General features: G+C 31.9%; 11 protein-coding genes, 2 tRNA genes and 1 rRNA gene (1 of these 14 cut by a window edge). 5 read left to right on the forward strand and 9 right to left on the reverse strand.

All coding sequences use genetic code 11. The annotated features are described in order from the left end of the window. Window positions 1-40 precede the first annotated feature (40 nt). From licT to bsdtb5_RS18900, 4 genes are all read right to left on the reverse strand, one after another. Window positions 41-877 carry a BglG family transcription antiterminator LicT gene (gene licT, locus bsdtb5_RS18885; RefSeq protein WP_271713516.1) on the reverse strand — a complete coding sequence of 279 codons (837 nt, stop codon included), beginning with the start codon at window positions 875-877 and terminating at the stop codon, window positions 41-43. A 441-nt stretch (window positions 878-1,318) separates the two neighbouring features. Continuing rightward, window positions 1,319-3,022, reverse strand: coding sequence for a S8 family peptidase (locus bsdtb5_RS18890; RefSeq protein WP_271713517.1), 1,704 nt, complete (start codon window positions 3,020-3,022; stop codon window positions 1,319-1,321). 191 nt (window positions 3,023-3,213) lie between these two features. Further along, window positions 3,214-3,298, reverse strand: a tRNA-Leu gene (locus bsdtb5_RS18895). 278 nt (window positions 3,299-3,576) lie between these two features. After that, the gene (locus bsdtb5_RS18900; protein ID WP_271713518.1) at window positions 3,577-5,700 is read right to left on the reverse strand and encodes a methyl-accepting chemotaxis protein; all 2,124 of its coding nucleotides are present in this window, start codon (window positions 5,698-5,700) and stop codon (window positions 3,577-3,579) included. 459 nt (window positions 5,701-6,159) lie between these two features. Here bsdtb5_RS18900 and bsdtb5_RS18905 point away from each other — a divergent pair, with 459 nt between their 5' ends. Continuing rightward, window positions 6,160-7,230, forward strand: a complete 1,071-nt coding sequence (locus bsdtb5_RS18905) for an ABC transporter substrate-binding protein (RefSeq protein ID WP_271713519.1) — start codon at window positions 6,160-6,162, stop codon at window positions 7,228-7,230. A 267-nt stretch (window positions 7,231-7,497) separates the two neighbouring features. Beyond that, the gene (locus tag bsdtb5_RS18910) at window positions 7,498-9,117 is read left to right on the forward strand and encodes a response regulator transcription factor (protein ID WP_271713520.1); all 1,620 of its coding nucleotides are present in this window, start codon (window positions 7,498-7,500) and stop codon (window positions 9,115-9,117) included. A 109-nt stretch (window positions 9,118-9,226) separates the two neighbouring features. Here the strand turns inward: bsdtb5_RS18910 and bsdtb5_RS18915 are convergent, their stop codons facing one another. Continuing rightward, window positions 9,227-10,591 (reverse strand): sialidase, encoded by a 1,365-nt coding sequence (locus tag bsdtb5_RS18915; protein WP_271713521.1) that lies wholly within the window; start codon window positions 10,589-10,591, stop codon window positions 9,227-9,229. Between the two features lie 415 nt (window positions 10,592-11,006). On the opposite strand from bsdtb5_RS18915, the gene queC reads away from it, so the two are divergent. The 3 genes from queC (at window position 11,007) to queF (ending at window position 12,857) form a co-directional block, all read left to right on the forward strand. Next, window positions 11,007-11,696, forward strand: coding sequence for a 7-cyano-7-deazaguanine synthase QueC (queC, locus tag bsdtb5_RS18920; RefSeq protein WP_271713522.1), 690 nt, complete (start codon window positions 11,007-11,009; stop codon window positions 11,694-11,696). Window positions 11,697-11,714: 18 nt separating this feature from the next. Beyond that, window positions 11,715-12,230: a QueT transporter family protein gene (locus bsdtb5_RS18925; RefSeq protein ID WP_271713523.1), complete on the forward strand. Its 516-nt coding sequence runs from the start codon at window positions 11,715-11,717 to the stop codon at window positions 12,228-12,230. Window positions 12,231-12,359: 129 nt separating this feature from the next. Next, window positions 12,360-12,857, forward strand: a complete 498-nt coding sequence (gene queF, locus bsdtb5_RS18930) for a preQ(1) synthase (protein WP_271713524.1) — start codon at window positions 12,360-12,362, stop codon at window positions 12,855-12,857. 84 nt (window positions 12,858-12,941) lie between these two features. Here queF and bsdtb5_RS18935 read toward each other — a convergent pair whose 3' ends face one another. The 4 genes from bsdtb5_RS18935 to bsdtb5_RS18950 form a co-directional block, all read right to left on the reverse strand. After that, window positions 12,942-13,448, reverse strand: coding sequence for a flavin reductase (locus bsdtb5_RS18935; RefSeq protein ID WP_271713525.1), 507 nt, complete (start codon window positions 13,446-13,448; stop codon window positions 12,942-12,944). A 166-nt stretch (window positions 13,449-13,614) separates the two neighbouring features. Beyond that, window positions 13,615-14,529, reverse strand: a complete 915-nt coding sequence (locus bsdtb5_RS18940) for a S66 peptidase family protein (RefSeq protein WP_271713526.1) — start codon at window positions 14,527-14,529, stop codon at window positions 13,615-13,617. A gap of 284 nt (window positions 14,530-14,813) precedes the next feature. Next, window positions 14,814-14,885 (reverse strand) — tRNA-Asn (locus bsdtb5_RS18945). 294 nt (window positions 14,886-15,179) lie between these two features. Continuing rightward, window positions 15,180-15,804 (reverse strand): 23S ribosomal RNA (locus tag bsdtb5_RS18950) (it continues 2,293 nt past the right edge of the window).

A 15,804-nucleotide genomic window follows, 5' to 3' on the forward strand; every position in this document is an offset into this window, starting at 1 on the left:
ATTACAAATTAAGTAACAATCCCTAAGTATTTAGTTTCCACTATTTCATATCTGTGGTAATTCTTTTGATGTGTATCGTTAGATACGACAATTCTTCTTCTGTTAATTCATAATTAATCTTGCTTTTCATATATTCTGCTATCTTAATGGAACACTGATAAGCTTGTGTATATTGTTTTTGAATCATCTTGCAAAATTCAATATCTTCTGTTTGATAATAATTATTTCGAAATGCTCGTTCCACAAAGAACTTCAAGTGAGTAATAAATCTTTCATAATGAAGGGTATTCTCATCTACTTGTACTTGGTAGTGATACTTGATAATATTTAGGATATCCTGAATCATCTTCGTCATTGCGAGTGAGTGTTCCATATCTGTATTTAATTCTGCATTTACAATATGGAGCGCAATAAATCCTACTTCATCTTCATTCATTTGAATGCCTAAGTTACGATCTATTATCGCAATCGCTTCTTTCGCTATCAAATATTCATGGTTATAAAATCGTTTGATTTCCCATAATAAAGCATTTTTGAAGTTGATTTGTTTTTTGCACCGTTCCACCGCAAAATTAAGATGATCCGTTAGCGCGACATAAATACTATCACTTAATTCCTTCGTTAAGGAGCATTTGGCATAAGCTATTATCTCATTTGCTGTTCTTATTATTTCAAGAGGGATTTTTTCTAATAAGGTTTGAAACTGTTTTGTAGTATTTGAGTTAGACATTGAAAATATTTTCTCTATCTTGGTCTCATCTACCTCATCCTTTGGATTCTTTCGAAATCCAATTCCACACCCCATAATGACGATTTCATTATTATGTTCATCAAATGTAGTGATAACATTGTTGTTGATAACCTTTGAAATCTTCATTTTTATCTCCTCCTAAAATATTTTCTCCAACGGTATCAATAATAAAGATTATTTACTTAAAATAAGTAATAAAAAAAACCAGACCTACTCTATTACCAACTTGTTCTTCATAGATATTATTATCTATTCAACAGGATAATATTATTCGAGTATAATCTGGTCTTGCCTGCTTTACCAGTAACAATCCATTTATATATGTGACTTATAGTCACACATCACTTATTTGTATTAATCATACAATAATATTGTCGAATTGTCAACTATTTTGTGTAATTTTATTTTTTTTAATAGAATCCAATTTTTGTATTTAGCATTTTGCCTAGTTTCATTCCATTTCATAAACTCTTTTTGCATTTTACTATATTCCTATAATACTGCTACTTCGGTAATAGATTTAATGTATTCCATTAATCCTTTAGTCATCCACCACTCAATCCTATTTTAAATATTAATTCTTAATGTATTATATGCATTAAAAACATCCACCACCCCATAACCCCAATCTTTATTTGGGTATGTTAGATTTTGGGTTCTTACGGCTCCTCGAATAAGAAAATTCTTAATTTCAACAGTATTCATTTGTGAATACTTTCCCTTGATTATTCCCCATTCTAGAAACATTGCGGCAATTCCTGCAATATGAGCGGCAGATAAGCTAGTTCCTGTCTCAACCTTGAATTTATTATCAATTGTAGGTACTACCAAGTTAACTCCAGGCGCTGCATAAGTCGGAACAATTAGATTATTACGAGTATACCCCCTACCAGCATAGGTATATAAACTGTTATTACTATAATCATAAGCAGTGGCAACCATAGGTACCTCTACGTTTCCAGGTGACGTAACCGTCGTATATTGATCAGGTTTTAAAAATCCTGTTCCTTCATTGATAAACTGATGTATCGGAAGCCATGCATGATATAACAAGGAAAGTTTATCATTCGAGTAGACAGTTATCCGCCATATTCCTTCTGTTGGCATCAGAAAACGAAGCATAAGTAATTGAACCCCTGATTGTGATTCTGAGATAATGTAATCTAATGAAATATTTGTCTGATCAAATATAAATGTTATATTTCTAGTTTCATTCAATCTTGCTGGAATTCTAGGTATGAATTCACCATATGGACTTAAGATATCAATCGAAAAAGTGGATGGAGTTTCTCCCCATATTTCCATTGTAAATCCAGAATTATTTGCAGAAACTTTCAATTCAAATGTATCATTATAAGCAGGTGCTGTAATAGTTCCTGAATAATGAAGATTTCTATTTCCTTCATTTCCTCCTGCTATTGTCACTGCCACCCCACTTAAGGATGCAATATCGGATAAATACCTGCTTAATGCTCCTTTATCATCATGCGCACCCTCCGATGTACCTATTCCAATGATAATTGATAACGGTCTGCCTGCTTTTTTAGCTGTCTCCACTAAGTATCTAATACCGTATATTAAATCATTTTTTTGAAAACATAATGTTTCATCTGGAATAACCCAAAATTTCTTAAGGTTCTTTTTAGCAGGTTTTAATTTCACTATAAGTAACTCTGCTTCTGGCACTACTCCCACAAAGTGATTTTCTTTACTTTCATTTCCTGCTGCTATACCTGCTAAGTATGTTCCATGCCCGACAGTATCTGTACTCGGCACTATGGTTAAAGGACTTTTGTCTTTTAAAGCCTCATTAATCTGATTCCTGCTATACTCTGTTCCATACAGAAATCCCTCCGGCATATTATTTTCACTATCAATTGATTGATCCCATATAGAGAAAATCTTGGTTGTACCATCTGCATTTCGAAATATATCCAAGGTATAATTAATACCTGTATCAACTACCCCGATTAATACGCCTTGCCCCTTAAGTGAAAGGTTTGGTATGTTTTGTACTTTAGAGATGCCAGATGCCTCTATACTTCCTTCATCTAAAGTACCATAACAATTAGGGATCGCGCTATAACCGTATAATTGCATTATATTTGGTGGTACCTGAGAAACCGGAGTATAAACACTCACTGTATTTTCAATCATATCAACATAACAAACATCCAAGGTATCTCTGATTTTATTCAGATCATTACCTTTTTCTATCATTAAATCAGCAAAATCTTCACTCATAATACGTTTTTTACATTCATTATTCATATTACCTGATACTCATTTATTTCTATCTTTATATAGTATATGATTAGGTTTATTTTTATAATATAATTATATGATGTTAGCTAAAACTCTAAAAACTATATAGCTTCCCCGGGCTATCGACTCAACAAAAAAGGAACCAAACCCGAAAGTCTGATTCCTTTTACTATGCGAGTGCTTTCCTCGCAATATACTGCAGTCGAAGGGACTTGAACCCTCACGAGCGCAATGCTCACTAGATCCTTAGTCTAGCGCGTATGCCAATTCCGCCACAACTGCATATATTATAAGATATTAATCACTAATTCATTAAAATACCTCATAACAACGTTATAATTATATCGAAGTTTTAACAGAAAATCAATATAATTTTAAAAGTTTTTTATGATAGTAGTATTAATAGGAGTCGTTCTTACTCTTCTTTTTATGCTTACAGTACGTAGTTTAATGAATTCAAGTCACAAATATACTGAAAACACCCTAAATTAGGCTTACGAATTCAGGGTGTCTTAACTTATAATTAATATGTTATTACTAATAATCCATGTGTATTTATTCTAATTCTTTTTCCAGAAAGCTAATTTTTTAATATCCATTTTTTCTTTACTATTAACTACTTCTTCTTTCTTACCATCTTCTATCGAATGATTATTTAAATTAAACTGTAATACAATCTCCTTTAGATTCTCAGCATAGACTTTACTATCCTTCGCTCTGTTGAATGTTTGATCAGTTAATCCAACAATATCTGTCGATTGCTTTGATATATTTGATACATCTTTGGTTGATTGCATAACTACCGTATTTATTTCTGAAATAGAAGTTACAATTAATTCTGTTGTCTTACTAAGTTTTTCAATTTCACTATGGATATTATCCATGGTATTATGAAACACATCTGCATCACTGCTATATTGAGTACTAATTGCTATATAGCCCTCATAATCTGGAAGTACTGTTTTTTCCATTAAACTGATAATTTCATTTAAAGATTTATCGATATGCTTTACTGCATCTGTCACTTCATTTACAACTGCTGCAATTTCAGTCACTGTATTTGTAGATTTCACCGATAAAGTTCCAATCTCACTAGCAACTACGGCAAACCCTCTACCAAATTCTCCTGCTCTTGCTGCTTCTATTGAAGCATTTAATGATAATAACTTAATCTCATTGGCTATATCTAAAATAGACTCTGTTAAGACACTTATCTTAGAAACTGCGTGAGATTGTTCTAATGCCGTAGTTGTCTCATTTTTAACATTGTAGAATATAGATTGAATACGTTCCACTGCTTTTTTTGTATTTATCTCCATTGTACTAGCACGATTTACAATCTCATTAGATATTGTCATACTGTCTACAGATCTAGTATTAATACCTTTCGTAGTATCTTGGATATTCATAATATTATCATAAATAATTTCAGTTGATGAAGCTGTTTCTTCCATAGATGCTAACACATCCTCAACTGTACTTGCAATATCAGTGGAATGATTGTTTACATTATTACATATATCATTTAGAGAATCGGCATTTTCATTTGAATTATCTGCACAAGAATTAATATTTTCAATAATATCTCTTATGTTATTACGCATGTTTTGAATGACTCTACTCATTTCACCTGTTTCATCTTTACGTTTACATAAACTATCTGATTCTTTGTCTGTAGAGAAATCTAGTTCTGCAATTCTCTTAATTGTTTTTGTCATTGTTTTAATTGGTTTTGTAATGGTAGACGCGATAATATATCCAGCGATAGCCATGACACAAAGTTGGATTAGAAGTAAGATACATGAATGCGTAATCATTTTATTCATAGGTGCTAATAATTCATCTTCGTCTGCAACAATTACTAAGATCCAATGATTTAATTTGGATACAGAAAAACTAATATATTGAGTTTTCTGACCGTTTGTATAAGCTAACGCCTTTGTTTTTGCTAGCTTACCTACATTTAAGTATTCAATTACTCTTTGTATCAACTTATTCTTTGTATTTTGTCCAATTAATTTATCTTGTGGATGATAAATTATCTTTCCATTATTACTAACCAAATATGCATAACTAGAGTTGATATTTCTTAATTTTGTACTACTTAATACATTAGTTATATAATTAGCTGGAACAGTAACACTAATTACACCCATTGTTTCCTCTGCACTAGTTAAAAGAGGAATACTGCAGATAATACTTGGCGTTTTTACGCCATCTACAATAATATCACTTTGAGCTTCCACTCCGTTATCAATAACACTTTTCACATAAGGTAACGTTAGCCCATCAGTACCTACCTTACTATCATCACTACTTAATATAGCTTTTCCCTGACTATCATATATTGTTATAGAAGTAAATGATGTATTGTCCTTCAAATAAGTATCAAGCGCATCTTGCGCTTTGTATGGAGATCCACCAAGGATCATATAAGTATATAACTCATTAGAATGTGATAAGCTAGTCATTGTTTCATTTACTGATTCAATCGATTTATTAATTAGTTGTGTACTTGTCTGTGATAAATCCATTAGATTATTCTCTGTTGATTCTATAATCGAACTTTTACTCCCCGGTAGTATAGAAAGATAACTTCCTCCAATTGCTAATACGATACATGCCAGCAGTAAAATTACTACCTTAAAACGTATCGACGTTATCATTACACTATTTTTCTTCATATGTAATCCTCCCCTGATAATAATTGCTACAAATGCATATACAACTATTATCTTTATATTATTATAAATTAAGCGCTAATATATTAAAAATTAGTCTTACTTTTCTATATTACCTAAAATAATGAATGTATAAAATCTAATATATTTTGAATTTTTTATAATTATTTTCTAATTTTCAATTAAATTAATGTTTTTTTACAAATACATAAATGAAATTATATTATTTTGTAAAAAAAGTGTGTTTTTATATTATTATCATGTTTTAATCATGTAAATTATCTATTTTATTATAAAAACACACTTTTAGCTAAAAAAAACACAATATTAATTGATAATATTTGGTAGATGGAATCGATTAAGAAAATATCCAAAGAAACTAAAAATAAAATCCATTTTAAAAAAATAAAATGACAATTAGAATATTTATGGAGTTACTAAACAAAATGAGGAGGATATAATATGAAAAGAAAATGGCTATCATTATTTTTATGTTTATCAATAATTATGGTTATGTTAGCTGGGTGTAGTTCTAAACAGAATAGCAGTAATGAAGGATTCGATGAATTAGAAACAGAAGATATCGAAGCAACTGTAGCACCTACTACTACAGATACAGCTAATGCTTCTGATGCTTCTGAGAAGCTAATCACTGTAGGATTTGCACAAATCGGTGCAGAAAGTGATTGGAGAAATGCAAATACTACTTCAATGAAGTCAACTTTAACAAAAGAAAATGGGTTTAACTTAATCTTTAAAGATGCCCAACAAAAGCAAGAAAATCAAATTCAAGCAGTGAAAGATTTTATATCACAAGGTGTTGATATTATCGTACTAGCTCCAATAACCGAAACTGGTTGGGATGATGTATTAAATGAGGCGAAATCTGCAGGAATTCCAGTTATCTTAGTAGATAGAATGGTAAAAGTATCTGATGAATCTCTTTATTCTTGTTGGCTAGGTTCTAACTTTGAAAAAGAAGGTGTTACTGCTGCAAATTGGCTTACTGATTACTTAAAAACACAAGGAAAAGATAAGGAAAAGCAGAACATAGTTGTTCTTCAAGGTACTATTGGATCTACTGCAGAAGTAGGACGTACCAAAGGTTTTGATGATACTATTAAAAAATCTTCGAATCTAACTATTTTAGAAGAACAAACAGGTGAGTTTACACAAGCAAAAGGGCAAGAGGTTATGGAATCTTACCTAAAAAAATATAAAGATATAGATATTGTTGTTTCACAAAATGATAATATGTCCTTTGGTGCAATCGATGCATTAAAAGCAGCTGGTAAAAAGCCTGGTAAAGATGTTATTATTGTATCCTTTGACGCAGTAAAAGCAGCCTTTTTATCTATGATTGATGGAGACTTGAATGCATCTGTTGAATGTAATCCATTACATGGTCCTAAAGTAGCTGAATTAATTAAAAAGATAAAGAATGGTGAAACAGTAGATAAAGTACAGTATATTGATGAATCCGTATATTCTACTGATAATGCAGAAGCAGAGCTTCCTAATCGTCAATATTAACTATTTATATTAGTTAAAGTACATGATGGATTATTCATTTAGAATGCGAATATAAACTATATAATTACTATACTAGTGAGAAAAAAATAAAATAATTTTTTCTCACTTTTTAATACTTAAAACACTGAAATCTATTGATTTATAGGTATTTAGACTCATAATATCTATTCTCTTTTCCTTAATTAAAGGATTATTTGAAACTTTTTTCCATTGATTATTTGTTATCATTATTATATTCTATAAAAAATATAATGAATAGGTGACTCAATGATTAAGGTACTTTTAATAGATGAATTTTCAGTATATCAAGATATTACCAATCTAATTTCTTTAGAAAAAGAAGGATTTGAAGTTATTGGCGAAGTATATGATGGAGAATTAGCTTTACCAATAATTAGAGAAACGAAACCAGATTTAATTATTGTAGATATAAATATCCCTGTATTGAATGGACTACAACTAAGTAAATTAGTTCTAGATGAAATGCCATGGATTAAAATTATTTTATTAAGTAGTATAAATGAGTTTAAATATGCCAAAGATGCAATTAATATAGGCATTACATATTTCGTACAAAAACCAATTGAATCTTCTGAACTAATAGCATCTCTTGTACGTGTACGAAACCTTATTTATACAGAACGCGTAGAAAAGGCAAATGCTGAATTGAGCCAACAAGTACTGGATCATAATAAGACAAATAATCTCCAAACATTTTATACTAGTCTTGTTACAAATGATATTAATTTACATGATATTTTAGAAAAAAGTAAGACAATGAATATAGATTTAGTAGCTAAGTGTTACAATATCATTTTGTGTCAAATTAATCAAAAAGAAATACATATTTCAATACATGATGAGAGAGTTATAGATTTACTACACTATATAGAAAATAACTTAAAAGGTGATTTTCATATCATTCATTGCATATTACCACATGGAATTATGGCCTACCTAATAAAGGGATCGGATCATAAAACTATTGAATCTAATATTGATAAAATCGTACATAACATACAACTAGCTCTGCAAAAATATCAAAATATGGAATACTTTATTGCTGTAGGCTCCGAAGTAAATCGATTAAGCGAGCTTAAGAAATGCTACGATAGTGCTAGTAAAGCATTTTCATATCGTTATTTTATTGGTAAAAACCAAGTATTCTATAGCGATTCTTCTCATGAATATCGTATAATTAAGCACTCTGAAATAGATCTAGGAAATGTCAATGTAAGTAAACTTGACAAATCCTGTTTAGAACGATATTTAAGAATAGGATTGAAATGTGACACAAAAAAGATATTACGTGAGTACTTTAGCAATTTAGATACCCAAAATTTAAATTCTTTTTTGTTTCGTCATTACATCATATATGATATTTATTTTTTATGTATATCAATTTCTGAAGAATTAGGTATGAACTCTAATATTATAATAGACCAATGTGGCAATCCACAAAATTTATGTTTCTCTAATAGTAATCTAGAAGAAATAATTAATTATTTTGAAAATGTATTTGAAGTAATATTTGTTTTTAGAGAAACACATTCCACTCAAAAATATCAAAGCCTTCTCATTAATGCCAAAGAATATATTAACCAATATTATTCAAATGAAGATATATCCTTGCAAAAAGTAGCCAATCACGTTAATATAAGTCCAAGCTATTTTAGTACGATTTTTAGTCAGCAAGTTGGGCAAAAATTCATTGATTACTTAACTGATATACGAATGAAAAAGGCAAAGGAACTATTGAGCAGCTCTAGCATGAAAATTTCAGAAATAGGATATGCCGTTGGCTATAATGATCCACACTATTTTAGCTTTATCTTTAAAAAAGCAGAAAATGTTACCCCAAAAGAATATAGGGCGAATAAAAGATAGTTCAAATAAAAGTAGGATTAGAAACCTTATAAGTTCTAATCCTACTTTTATTAATGATGTAACACACAATACTTTAAAAGTGTTAGTATATATACTAAGTTAGACCAACTCAACGATTCCAAATATGCCATAAATGATTATTCTGGCCTCTTGCGAATGCATCTAAGCGATCTCCTCCCCAGGATACCGCAGCTGGCTCCGAAGTAATAACACCTCCTAGGTTATCCCAGTCACTCCATCTTCTTCCATTCCATGTTCTATAGATCAATTGATTTTGCTGACCTCTTGCAAATACTTCTAAACGATTTGGACCAGTCGACGCTGCTGCCGGACCAGAAGTAATTCTATCGCCCTGCAAGTCTTCCCAATTACTCCATCTAGATCCATCCCAATATAAATGCCATAGACTTTCATTTTGACCTCTTCCGAAGATATCAATACGATTAGTTCCCCAAGAAACAGCTCCTGGTGCTGCAGTTAATACTCCACCAAGATCCTCCCAGTTACTCCATCTTGAGCCGTCCCAATATAAGTGCCATAAGGATTGATTTTGTCCAATACCAAATACATCTAGGCGGTTTGGTTGCCATGAAGCTACCGTAGGTGAATATAGAAGGATACCTCCAAGATCTTCCCAATCACTCCATCTTGACCTATCCCAATATTTATGCCATAATGCTTGATTCTGGCCTACAACAAATACGTCAATACGATCTCGCCCCCACGATACTGCTGCAGGGGATGATATTAAGATTCCACCAAGATCCTCCCAGTCACTCCACCTTGAACCATTCCAATATTTATGCCATAAAGCCTGATTCTGCCCTCTTCCAAATACATCTAATCGATTGGGCATCCAAGATGCTACTGCTGGCGCTGATGTAAGAATACCACCAAGGTCTTCCCAGTTACTCCATCCTCTAGGCGTTCTATCTTCTCTATCCTCTCTCTCTCCTATATTATCTAACACTGTTCTAATCAACTGTTTCACAATACGATCAAGCACATCATTTGGAATACCATATCTTCTTAACATAAGAAATGTATCTCTTTCATCCTCACGAAAGTCATTCCATATTTCATCTGCTCTTTGATCATTACTTCCAGTATATTGATCCGCATTATCTAATACATAGCTAACGATTCTTCTAAATATACGACGAATCATCCCTCTTTGTAACCCATATCTTTGTAATTCAGTGTAAGAATTCCCAAAATTTCTATTCAAAATTGACATGATTTGATTCACGTTATCTTGTCTTTGAGCTATATAAAAACTATCATTTATTTCTTCAATTTGTGCATGAGTTGCAGGTGCAAAATCATTTTCTGATAGTAAACGAATATTTTCTTTTTCTTTTATACTATTATCAATTAACGAAGCTATAAAATTTAAGTTTTGATCAGCTGAAGTAGAACTAACCCTTCTTTGTTCCTCTTCATCAAAGTTCGGTTGTCTATTTTTATCATCCATGTGATTACTCCTTTTTAAGCATCAAATTACTACATTATATGTATGAAGAAACTGTTTTGCTATAATACTGAATTCTTAAATTCATCTATCAATCTCAACCTTCCGCTCCTTTCTTCCTGCAATATTAACACCTCTTTCTCCCTAATATTTGGCACATTTTTCTCCCTATTATATTTGTCTTGCATAATGCATAAATATCCTCTATACTACATAAGTAATGTAATAATATAAAATATAATATAGGACAGTTCGTGACCATCCTGTCGGTAAACAAAACTAGGGATTAGTAGAAAAAACTACTTTTATTGATGTAATCTTTTTTCACATCTTTTATTTGTTTATGGGCTTATGCCCTATTTTTTTTACTATAATTTAATCGAATCAGGATCTTGGACTAAACCTAAGAAAGGATCTTATGAAAGCATTAGTTCTATTTAGTGGTGGTGTTGATAGCACTACCTGCCTCGCTTTAGCAATTCATACCTATGGAAAGGAAAACGTTATATGCCTTTCTATCTCTTACGGACAAAAACATGTAAAAGAATTAGAAGCAACTAAGAAAATAGCCTCTTATTATGGTGTTTCAATCTTGTCATTAGATTTAGCAAGCTTATTTTCTCTTAGTGACTGTTCTTTACTCTCTCACTCTGATAAGGCAATTCCACAAAAATCATATCATGAACAACTGAAGGAATCTGAAAATAAGCCCGTTTCAACTTATGTTCCATTCCGTAATGGCCTCTTTCTATCTTCTGCAGCTACCATAGCTCTTTCAACTGATTGTGACTGTATATACTTTGGTGCACACTTAGATGATGCTGCAGGCAATGCCTACCCAGATTGTAGCCAAGACTTCTATACTTCTATGGAGAAATCCATCTATGAAGGAAGTGGCAAGAAGCTAAAATTAATTGCACCATTTATTAATCTAAATAAATCACAAATTGTAGCAAGAGGTCTTGAACTCTCTGTTCCATACCAACTAACATGGAGCTGCTACGAAGGTGATAAGGTACCCTGTGGTAAATGTGGAACTTGTATTGACAGACAAAAAGCATTTGAAACTAACAACATAGAGGACCCTTTAAGTATTATTTTAACTTAACAGAAAGGAATTTATATTTTGAATAAAATAATATCAAATCAAACAGCTATCATGAATACATCACAATATACTAATATTCAGAAGCTTACCATATCAGCTCTCATCATAGCCATATACTGCATTATCATGTATTTCACACAATCCATATCTTTTGGCCCATATCAAATAAGAATTGCTACATCACTTTATGCTCTTTCATATTTATACCCTTTTCTTGTCTTACCACTTGGTATCGCTAATTTACTCTCCAATATGCTTGGTGGACTTGGTATTGTGGATATGCTTGGAGGTTGTTTTGTAGGAATTCTTACCGCTTATCTCATAACATTAATTCGATACTATCATTTACCTAGATGGCTTTGTATTTTTCCAATCGTTCTAATTCCTGGAACAATTGTGCCAATCTGGCTATCCATTATTAATTCGTTACCTTATGGAATGCTAGTAATTAGTTTATCAATTGGTCAAATAATACCTAGTATCTTCGGCCTTATTCTAATTAGAACATTACCTAATGTAATTCGAAATAACTAACGCTTTTAAGTTAACGGATTGAGACAGATCAAACTTATTACCTTACTTGAAGTATTAACAGTACTATTTTTTGAAATTAATAGAGTATGTAATTATCTACATATGATTACATAAAAAAGGAGAATTCGTATGTCAACAAGAACAGAAAATGAACTTCATGGTGTTACGATGTTAGGAAATACTCAGAGCAAATATCCGAATGATTATGCACCAGAAGTCTTAGAGACCTTTATTAACAAACATCCAGAGAATGATTACTTTGTAAAATTTAATTGTCCTGAATTTACTAGCTTATGCCCTATTACTGGTCAACCAGATTTTGCGACCATCTATATCTCTTACGTACCATGCCATAAAATGGTAGAGAGTAAATCCTTAAAGCTTTATTTATTTAGTTTCCGTAATCATGGAGATTTTCATGAAGATTGCATGAATATTATTATGAAGGACCTAATCAAACTTATGGGCCCAAAATATATTGAGGTATGGGGTAAATTCACTCCAAGAGGTGGCATCTCTATTGACCCATACTGTAATTACGGTAAACCTGAGACCAAATGGGAAGAGATTGCTTATCATCGATTAACTAATCATGATTTATACCCAGAAAAAGTAGATAATAGATAATTCATATGATATTGAAAGGGAAGCGGATATTTTTCACTCAAAAATACACGCTTCCCTTTAGATTACTTATATGATAACTCTGTACTATTCTTTTACTAAGACTTTCTCAATTTCTGCAATATACATGGTATGGTAGTCCTTATTCGGATAGTTTTTTTGTTCATACTCAGCAGCATAAAAGAAACCATCTTTCATATCGATATGATATAATGATTTACATACAAGAACTATTTTTGCTTCTTCAAAATAAGGAGCTTCTTGTTCAAAACATGGTGTAAGCTTTGCTTCTTTAACCTTATCTACATCTTTGCCAGACACTCTACCGCAAAGTGCTAAAGATTCCTTATATTGTTCCTCATAAAAAGATAATGTAAATGTTGCTTGTTGATCTATAAATTGTTTTGTATATCTTTGTGGGCGTATATAAATAGTGGCAACATTTTTATTCCAAAATACTCCCATTCCTCCCCAACTTACTGTCATTGTGTTAAAATTATCATTATCTCCAGCAGTAACTAACGCCCACTGCTTTCCAATATCAAATGGATTTATATTTAAATCTTCAATTTTTACTTCACTAAACTTAGCCATGTTTTTAATGCTCCTTCACTTTTATTCTGATACTTTTTTCTCTTTTATAATCATTCATCATTATACTATTTATTAAATTATTCTATTCCAATTATTATATAAGAATCACATAAGAAATACAAGTTTGCTTAGTAATATAATGTCGTATTTTTCAAACAACTAATTTCTAGCCTATGACTTCTATCTTATTATTAATAGCATCCATTCGTATATACGCTCCCATTGGTAAGGACAATGTAGTAGCAACATGCCCACACGTAAAGTTATTGATACACGGTTTATTTTCAGGTACAATTAATTCTTGCAGTACTTGCTCCATAGTTAAAGAATTCTCTTTATCTTTACTCTCACAATTAGCAAATTGCCCAATGATTATACCTTTACAATCAGCAAATTTACCAGCATTCTTAAGTTGTGTTAACATTCGATCAATCCGATATATCTCTTCATCAACTTCTTCTAAAAATAATATTTTACCTTTTGTATTAATCTCAAATGGTGTTCCCAGTGAAGAAACCACCATTGTAAGATTGCCACCTGTTAAAATTCCTTCACTTACTCCATCGACGATTGTTTTCATTTCATTACCATCTGCATTAAGAAGAGGTCCTATTTTATTATAAAAGAGCATTTTTTGAAAATAGTACATTGTGTAATCATCTACTCCTTTATATAGTTCTGAAGCAAGCATTGGCGTGTGATAAGTTTCTAATGAACATATCTGATTTATCACAATATGTAAAGCTGTAATATCACTGTATCCACAAAATATCTTTGGATTAGCTGATATCATTTTATAATCGACTTGCGATAATATTCTACTAACCCCATAACCACCCCTCATACATATAATTCCTTGAATTGATGGATCATCAAAAGATGCATTAATATCATGGACTCTTAATGCATCCTCTCCTGCTAGATATCCATGTTTACTAATACAACTTTCAAATACAACTGGAGTTAGTCCCATATTTACCACGCTATCTATAGCCAAATTAAGTCTATCGTCTTTCACTGGACCAGCTGGTGCAATAAGGGCTACTCTTGCACCTACATACAATGACTCCGCTCGAATCATTTCATCACTCCTAGCTAATTATCATAAATACAGAATAAAGAGAATGCTTTATATCTATTGTTATATTTCATTTAACTATTTTATTCCTCTTAATTCATAGAAATGATAAGTTGATTATTCTAATTATTATTGTATTGAGATTACTGGATATTTGTGATGAAAATAATTTGAAATTATAATGAAGGTTAAGATAGGTAGATATAACAATATAGACAATTATTTTGAATTAATAAAAGAAAATATGGTACAAAAAAAGAAAGTGAATTTATCACTTTCTTAAGCAACTCCCCGAGTAGGGCTCGAACCTACAACCCCACGGTTAACAGCCGTGTGCTCTACCATTGAGCTATCGAGGAAGAACAATATTATCTTAATATATATCTATTTAAATGTCAATAGGATATTGATTATTTTTTAATCAAACTAAATTGATTACTTTATTCTTCATATATACTTTTCGCAATCTGATGATTAAATCCAACACCTCTTTCTAAAGATACTAGTATATATAATAAATTTTCATATACATTAAGTATTTTAAAAACAATTAATCAAAAAAGATCATTGAAAATTAATATAATTTCAAATGATCTTCCATACATTTAATCTATATCTTCAAAACTACACATGAATTATTTATCCGTTTATTTTTGGTCAAGCCCTCGACCTATTAGTATTAATCAGCTACATGTGTTACCACACTTCCACCTTTAACCTATCTACCTCGTCGTCTTCAAGGGGTCTTACTTCGCAAGTAACCAAAAGGTTACTTTTAGAATGGGATATCTTATCTTAAGGGGGGCTTCACGCTTAGATGCCTTCAGCGTTTATCCCTTCCAAACTTGGCTACTCGGCCATGCCATTGGTATGACAACCGATACACCAGAGGTTCGTCCAACCCGGTCCTCTCGTACTAAGGTCAGCTCCTCTCAAATATCCTCCGCCTACGCCGGATAGGGACCGAACTGTCTCACGACGTTCTGAACCCAGCTCGCGTACCGCTTTAATGGGCGAACAGCCCAACCCTTGGGACCTACTACAGCCCCAGGATGCGATGAGCCGACATCGAGGTGCCAAACCACTCCGTCGATGTGAACTCTTGGGAGTGATAAGCCTGTTATCCCCAGGGTAGCTTTTATCCGTTGAGCGATGGCAATCCCACTTTATACCACCGGATCACTAAGTCCTACTTTCGTACCTGCTCCACCCGTCGGTGTCACAGTCAAGCCTTCTTCTGCCTTTGCACTCTTCGAATGGTTTCCAACCATTCTGAGA

The sequence above is a fragment of the Anaeromicropila herbilytica genome (genome assembly GCF_016591975.1).
Taxonomy (GTDB): domain Bacteria; phylum Bacillota; class Clostridia; order Lachnospirales; family Lachnospiraceae; genus Anaeromicropila; species Anaeromicropila herbilytica.

Coding starts and splice junctions, on each gene's coding strand:
- licT (WP_271713516.1), bottom strand. CDS start 877: ATGAAGATTTCAAAGGTTATCAACAACAATGTTATCACTACATTTGAT.
- bsdtb5_RS18890 (WP_271713517.1), bottom strand. CDS start 3,022: ATGAATAATGAATGTAAAAAACGTATTATGAGTGAAGATTTTGCTGAT.
- bsdtb5_RS18900 (WP_271713518.1), bottom strand. CDS start 5,700: ATGAAGAAAAATAGTGTAATGATAACGTCGATACGTTTTAAGGTAGTA.
- bsdtb5_RS18905 (WP_271713519.1), top strand. CDS start 6,160: ATGAAAAGAAAATGGCTATCATTATTTTTATGTTTATCAATAATTATG.
- bsdtb5_RS18910 (WP_271713520.1), top strand. CDS start 7,498: ATGATTAAGGTACTTTTAATAGATGAATTTTCAGTATATCAAGATATT.
- bsdtb5_RS18915 (WP_271713521.1), bottom strand. CDS start 10,591: ATGGATGATAAAAATAGACAACCGAACTTTGATGAAGAGGAACAAAGA.
- queC (WP_271713522.1), top strand. CDS start 11,007: ATGAAAGCATTAGTTCTATTTAGTGGTGGTGTTGATAGCACTACCTGC.
- queF (WP_271713524.1), top strand. CDS start 12,360: ATGTCAACAAGAACAGAAAATGAACTTCATGGTGTTACGATGTTAGGA.
- bsdtb5_RS18935 (WP_271713525.1), bottom strand. CDS start 13,448: ATGGCTAAGTTTAGTGAAGTAAAAATTGAAGATTTAAATATAAATCCA.
- bsdtb5_RS18940 (WP_271713526.1), bottom strand. CDS start 14,529: ATGATTCGAGCGGAGTCATTGTATGTAGGTGCAAGAGTAGCCCTTATT.